This window comes from Alteromonas sp. AO-Serp, from assembly GCF_017849675.1.
Taxonomy (GTDB): Bacteria; Pseudomonadota; Gammaproteobacteria; order Enterobacterales; family Alteromonadaceae; genus Alteromonas; species Alteromonas macleodii.
The window spans coordinates 1-4850 of record NZ_JAFLMX010000122.1; the positions used below are offsets into that span (position 1 = coordinate 1).

Consider the following 4850-nt stretch of genomic DNA (forward strand, 5'->3'; position numbering starts at 1 on the left):
AGGAGGCTGAAGCATGAGTCAATGGCTAGAACAGGTCATTGATGCGGCGCAAATCTCCGATTACTTAGCGCCCGTGCGTCAGCAGGCCTTAGAAAAGTTAAAAGCTGATGGTTGGCCAGCCCGTAGAAACGAAAGCTGGCGTTTTACGCCGCTAACACCCGTTGAAAAGCGTGAAGCTAAGCAAGCGGTTCAGGCAGACAGTTTACCGGTACCCGCTATCGATAACCTAAATGCTATCGACCTAGTATTTGTAGACGGTGTCTTGGTCACGCAGGTTAACACGCTAAATGTGCCAGCTGGCATGAGCATCACGTCACTTAATAATGATGATACTGCCACGCAGCAAGCGATCAGCAGTGTATACGGTCAGGTTAAACCTACCCGTCATATGTTTGGCCTAGTTAACGATGCGCTGTGCCAACACGGTATATTTATTAATGTTGAAGCAGGCGCGAAAATCGACACGCCAGTGCGCATTGTGAACATGGCGTCGCAAAATGTTGATGCTCATACGCGTGTGGTGGTGAAGGTCGCTGAAGGCGCAAGTGCTACTGTTATCGAGCAAGGTTTTGGCGATACTGAAAGTTTAACCACAGCGTTTGCTGAATATGACTTGGCTGATGATGCACACCTAGAGCACTATCGTTTTGCTATGTTTACCGGCAAAGCTAAGCAATTAGGTGGTAGCCACTTTAAGCTACATAACCGCACTACGCTTAACAGCACTATGGTAGGTTACGGTAGTGAGCTTTCTCGCTTAGACGTAGATATTCATCACGCTGGTGAATTCGCCGATGCGAAAATGAACGCTATTTATCTTCTGGCAGAAGGCGAGCTTTTCGACCTTCACTCAACCATAGAGCACGCTATGCCAAATGGCACAACAGAAGAAAATGCCCGCGGTATTGTTGGCGATAAAGCACGTGCAGTATTTAACGGTCGTATTCATATACATCGCGACGCGCAAAAGACATTGGCTGAACTTAACAACCGCAACTTGTTGCTATCGCGCCGTGGTGTTATCAACACCAAGCCTGAGCTTGAAATTTATGCTGATGACGTAAAATGTGCCCACGGTGCAACGGTTGCTGAAATTGAAGAAGAAGCCTTGTATTACATGCTTACCCGCGGCGTTTCTCGCAGTAAAGCACTGGTAATGCTCAACTTTGGCTTCATTCAAGAGCTTATAAATGACGTGCCTAATGCGGCAGTCCGTGAATGGCTAGCACCAATTTTAAGTGAGCGCTTCGCCCAAATGGAGGTGAAATGAGCTTAGACGTTGCAGCACTTCGTGCCCAGTTTCCTATTTTATCTAAAACGGTAGACGGCAAGCCGCTGGTCTACCTAGATAACGCGGCAACAACACAAAAACCTCAGGCCGTTATCGACGCCTTAGTAGATTTTTACACGGGGACGAATGCAAACGTGCACCGCGGTGCGCACCATTTATCGGATGAAGCCACGCGCCGTTACGAGAATGCACGTACCAGCGTTGCAAAGTTCATTAACGCGAAAGCGCGTGAAGAAGTTATTTGGACGTCGGGCACCACAGAAGCCATCAATATAGTCGCCAATGGTCTTGGACAGCTACTAAGCGAAGGTGACGAAGTGATGGTGACTGAGCTTGAGCACCACGCAAACTTGGTTACTTGGCAACAAGCGTGTCGCCGTTCTGGTGCAACGCTAAATGTTGTACCTATTTTCGACAGCGGAGAGTTAGACGTAGACGCTTTCGATAGACTGCTGTCTGAAAACACAAAGCTAGTGGCGTTTCCTCACGTATCGAATGCACTAGGTACGGTGAACCCAATTAAACTGCTTACTGAAAAAGCGAAAGCGGTAGGCGCATGGGTGCTGGTTGATGGCGCACAGGGTATTGCTCATGGCGGTGTTGACGTACAAGACATTGGCTGTGATTTTTACGCGTTTTCAGGCCACAAGCTATTCGGTCCAACAGGCATTGGCTGTCTGTGGGGCAAAAAAGAGGTGCTAGAAACCTGGCCTGTTTGGCAGGTAGGCGGCGAGATGATCAAAGATGTGACCTACCATGAAGCCACATGGGGAGCATTGCCAAATCGATTAGAAGCCGGTACGCCAAACATCGCAGGTGCCATTGGTATGGGCGCTGCAGTAGATTGGTTTAGTGCTCTTGATGTCAATGCTTTGCATGAACATGAACAAAAGCTGCTTGCCTATGCTACAGAGCAGGCCGAAGCGTTTGACGGTATGCGGATAATCGGTACGGCACCTAATAAGGTAGGCGTGCTGAGCTTTCTACTTGAAGGTGCGCACCCGGCGGACGTGGGCTTCATTCTCGATAGACAAGGCGTTGCGATCCGCACCGGTGACAACTGTGCACAGCCGCTAATGAAGCGCTTCGGTATACCGGGTACTGCCCGTGCGTCGTTCTCAATTTACAATACGCTTGAAGAAGTAGACAGCCTATTTGCTGCGCTTAAAAAAGCAAAAATGATGTTGGCCTAAGGAGGCATTATGAGTGTTGAAACTTTCGTACCTAGTACAAAGCTCATTTCGCTAACTGACAGTGCCGTTAAGCATTTCGAAAGTAAGCTTAAAGACAAGCCTGGTCAGTTAATTCGTTTATCGACAAAAGTAAGCGGCTGTACAGGTTACGCCTACGTGCTTGATTTCGCAGATAGTGCGCAAGCCGATGACGAAATTGTTGAAATTTCGCCACTACTTAACGTAGCCGTTGCTGCAGATGCCACCGACCTACTGCGTAATACTGAAATTGATTACGTTACAGAAGGTGTGAACGGCGTCATTAAATACAACAACCCGAACGTGGTTGATGAGTGCGGATGCGGTGAAAGCTTTAACGTAGGCTAAGCGCCACGTCAAAGGCCAACAGTGGTAGAACAAAGAGTACTAAGTAGTTTATGAAGCAAAAAATGGTGACCACCGAGCGCGACTGTAAAGCGCGCTTAGTTCCAGCGGGCAATCCTACCGTGATCCCTGAAGGCGAGTTTGTGAATATCACCCAAGAGCTCGGTGGTAACTATACGGTAACGTGGCGTGGCAACATGTACCGCATCGATGGTACTGATGCAGGTGCTATTGGCCGAAAAGCGATGACTCTGAGCTTTGACGCGCCAGAAGACGGAAACATAAGCGAACAGCAAGTGTGGGACGCGTTAGAAACTATCTTTGACCCTGAGATCCCTATCAATCTCGTATCCCTTGGTCTTATCTACAAAGTGGAAATTGATCAAGATACTAGCAGCGTCAATATTGATATGACCCTGACCGCACCAGGCTGTGGCATGGGCCCAGTATTGGTTGGCGACGTTGAATACCGCGTTGCCATGGTTCCCCATGTTAAAAACGTCAACGTAGAGCTTGTATTCGACCCTGCATGGTCCCGTGATATGATGAGTGAAGAAGCACAGCTTGAAGCGGGTCTGTTCTTCTAGTCATTCACGCAGTGAAATTTAATCACACAATTTTTCAAACAAATTAAGCGGAAATAGCAATGCAACTACCTAGCAGTGACGAAATTATTGATGATTTAGCGTTCTTCGACGATTGGGAACAGCGTTATCAGTACATCATTGATTTAGGGAAATCTATTCCGGGCTTGCCTGAAGATGCCAAAACACCTGAGCGTTTGGTCAAAGGATGTCAGAGCAGCGTTTGGCTGGTGGAGTCTTACGACGGCAATAAAATCAACTTTGACGTAGACAGCGATGCAGTTATCGTTCAAGGACTGCTTGCGTTAGTACTTGCCGCTTATAATGACAAAACGCCAACAGATATTTTAGCGTTTGATATCGACGGCTATTTTGAAGCACTAGACCTAGAGCGTCATATCACGCCAACTCGCGGTAATGGCTTACGCGCCATTGTGGGTAAAATCCAAGAATTAGCAAAAGCCAACGCTTAATTTTTTAAGCGTTGGTTTCTTTAAGCCGTTTTAGGGTTCCATAGTAAAGGCAGTGGGGCAGGTGAGTCCTCGATAATTAGTTCTGTGCAAAATAATCTGTACGCTGTCATCATATTGTCATCGCCAACAGGCTAACCTTTCTCTACATTTGCGCATAAAAACAGTACTTTATATCTGATTTGATAAAGGCTCTGGTCAAGCTGCTATTTATTGCCTATAATTCGCGGCCAAAATTTTAAAGATACACACACTATTTGTTTGGAGAGAGAACATGGCTCTTGAGCGTACTTTTTCGATTATCAAGCCTGATGCGGTAGCTAAAAACGTAATCGGTGCAATTTACAACCGTTTCGAATCTGCAGGTCTTCGCATCGTGGCATCTAAGATGATCCACATGAGCAAAGAGCAAGCAGAAGGCTTCTATGCAGAACACAAAGAGCGTCCTTTCTTCGGCGCACTTGTAGACTTCATGACGTCTGGTCCTGTTATGGTTCAAGTACTAGAAGGCGAAAACGCAGTTCTAGCTAACCGTGAAATCATGGGCGCAACTAACCCAGCTGATGCAGCTGCAGGTACACTACGTTCAGACTACGCTGCGTCAATCGACGAAAACGCAGTTCACGGTTCTGACGCACCTGAGTCAGCAGCACGTGAAATTGCTTACTTCTTCTCTGAAGAAGAAATCTGCCCACGTACTCGCTAAGATTACGTAGGTAGATGAACGGGGCTATAAGCCCCGTTTTTTGTTTCTGAGCGCCTGAACACGCTTTATGCTGCTTTGCTCGGCGCTCATTTAGGCAAGCTAAACCACGCTTCTCGCGCATTGCCTAAAGCGCGCTCAGTCACTCAGAAGAAAGATACACGCTTTACGCTGTTTTGCTCGGCGCTCATTTAGGCAAGCTAAACCACGCTTCTCGCGCATTGCCTAAAGCGCGCTCAGATACTC

Annotated in this window: 6 protein-coding genes; all 6 read left to right on the top strand. The window is 47.4% G+C overall.

Features of this window, described 5'->3' with window-relative positions; translation table 11 throughout:
* The first annotated feature begins 13 nt into the window (after window positions 1-13).
* Window positions 14-1270 (top strand): Fe-S cluster assembly protein SufD, encoded by a 1257-nt coding sequence (gene sufD / locus QVA83_RS09255; RefSeq protein ID WP_039228366.1) that lies wholly within the window; start codon window positions 14-16, stop codon window positions 1268-1270.
* Entirely contained in the window at window positions 1267-2484 is a 1218-nt protein-coding gene (locus QVA83_RS09260) for an aminotransferase class V-fold PLP-dependent enzyme (protein WP_039231541.1), read from the top strand. The genes sufD and QVA83_RS09260 overlap by 4 nt, the downstream gene beginning before the upstream one ends.
* Window positions 2485-2493: 9 nt before the next feature.
* On the top strand, window positions 2494-2850 hold the full coding sequence (locus QVA83_RS09265) for a HesB/IscA family protein (RefSeq protein WP_014950172.1): 357 nt from the start codon (window positions 2494-2496) through the stop codon (window positions 2848-2850).
* A 50-nt stretch (window positions 2851-2900) separates the two neighbouring features.
* Window positions 2901-3434: a putative Fe-S cluster assembly protein SufT gene (gene sufT, locus QVA83_RS09270; RefSeq protein ID WP_014977033.1), complete on the top strand. Its 534-nt coding sequence runs from the start codon at window positions 2901-2903 to the stop codon at window positions 3432-3434.
* A 59-nt stretch (window positions 3435-3493) separates the two neighbouring features.
* Window positions 3494-3904 carry a SufE family protein gene (locus QVA83_RS09275; protein ID WP_014950170.1) on the top strand — a complete coding sequence of 137 codons (411 nt, stop codon included), beginning with the start codon at window positions 3494-3496 and terminating at the stop codon, window positions 3902-3904.
* Between the two features lie 271 nt (window positions 3905-4175).
* Entirely contained in the window at window positions 4176-4607 is a 432-nt protein-coding gene (ndk, locus tag QVA83_RS09280) for a nucleoside-diphosphate kinase (RefSeq protein WP_012519000.1), read from the top strand.
* The last annotated feature ends 243 nt before the right edge of the window (window positions 4608-4850 follow it).

Excerpts from the sequence above, each read along its gene's own strand:
- sufD (WP_039228366.1), top strand. The coding sequence starts at position 14 with ATGAGTCAATGGCTAGAACAGGTCATTGATGCGGCGCAAATCTCCGAT.
- ndk (WP_012519000.1), top strand. The coding sequence starts at position 4,176 with ATGGCTCTTGAGCGTACTTTTTCGATTATCAAGCCTGATGCGGTAGCT.
- QVA83_RS09265 (WP_014950172.1), top strand. The coding sequence starts at position 2,494 with ATGAGTGTTGAAACTTTCGTACCTAGTACAAAGCTCATTTCGCTAACT.
- sufT (WP_014977033.1), top strand. The coding sequence starts at position 2,901 with ATGAAGCAAAAAATGGTGACCACCGAGCGCGACTGTAAAGCGCGCTTA.
- QVA83_RS09260 (WP_039231541.1), top strand. The coding sequence starts at position 1,267 with ATGAGCTTAGACGTTGCAGCACTTCGTGCCCAGTTTCCTATTTTATCT.
- QVA83_RS09275 (WP_014950170.1), top strand. The coding sequence starts at position 3,494 with ATGCAACTACCTAGCAGTGACGAAATTATTGATGATTTAGCGTTCTTC.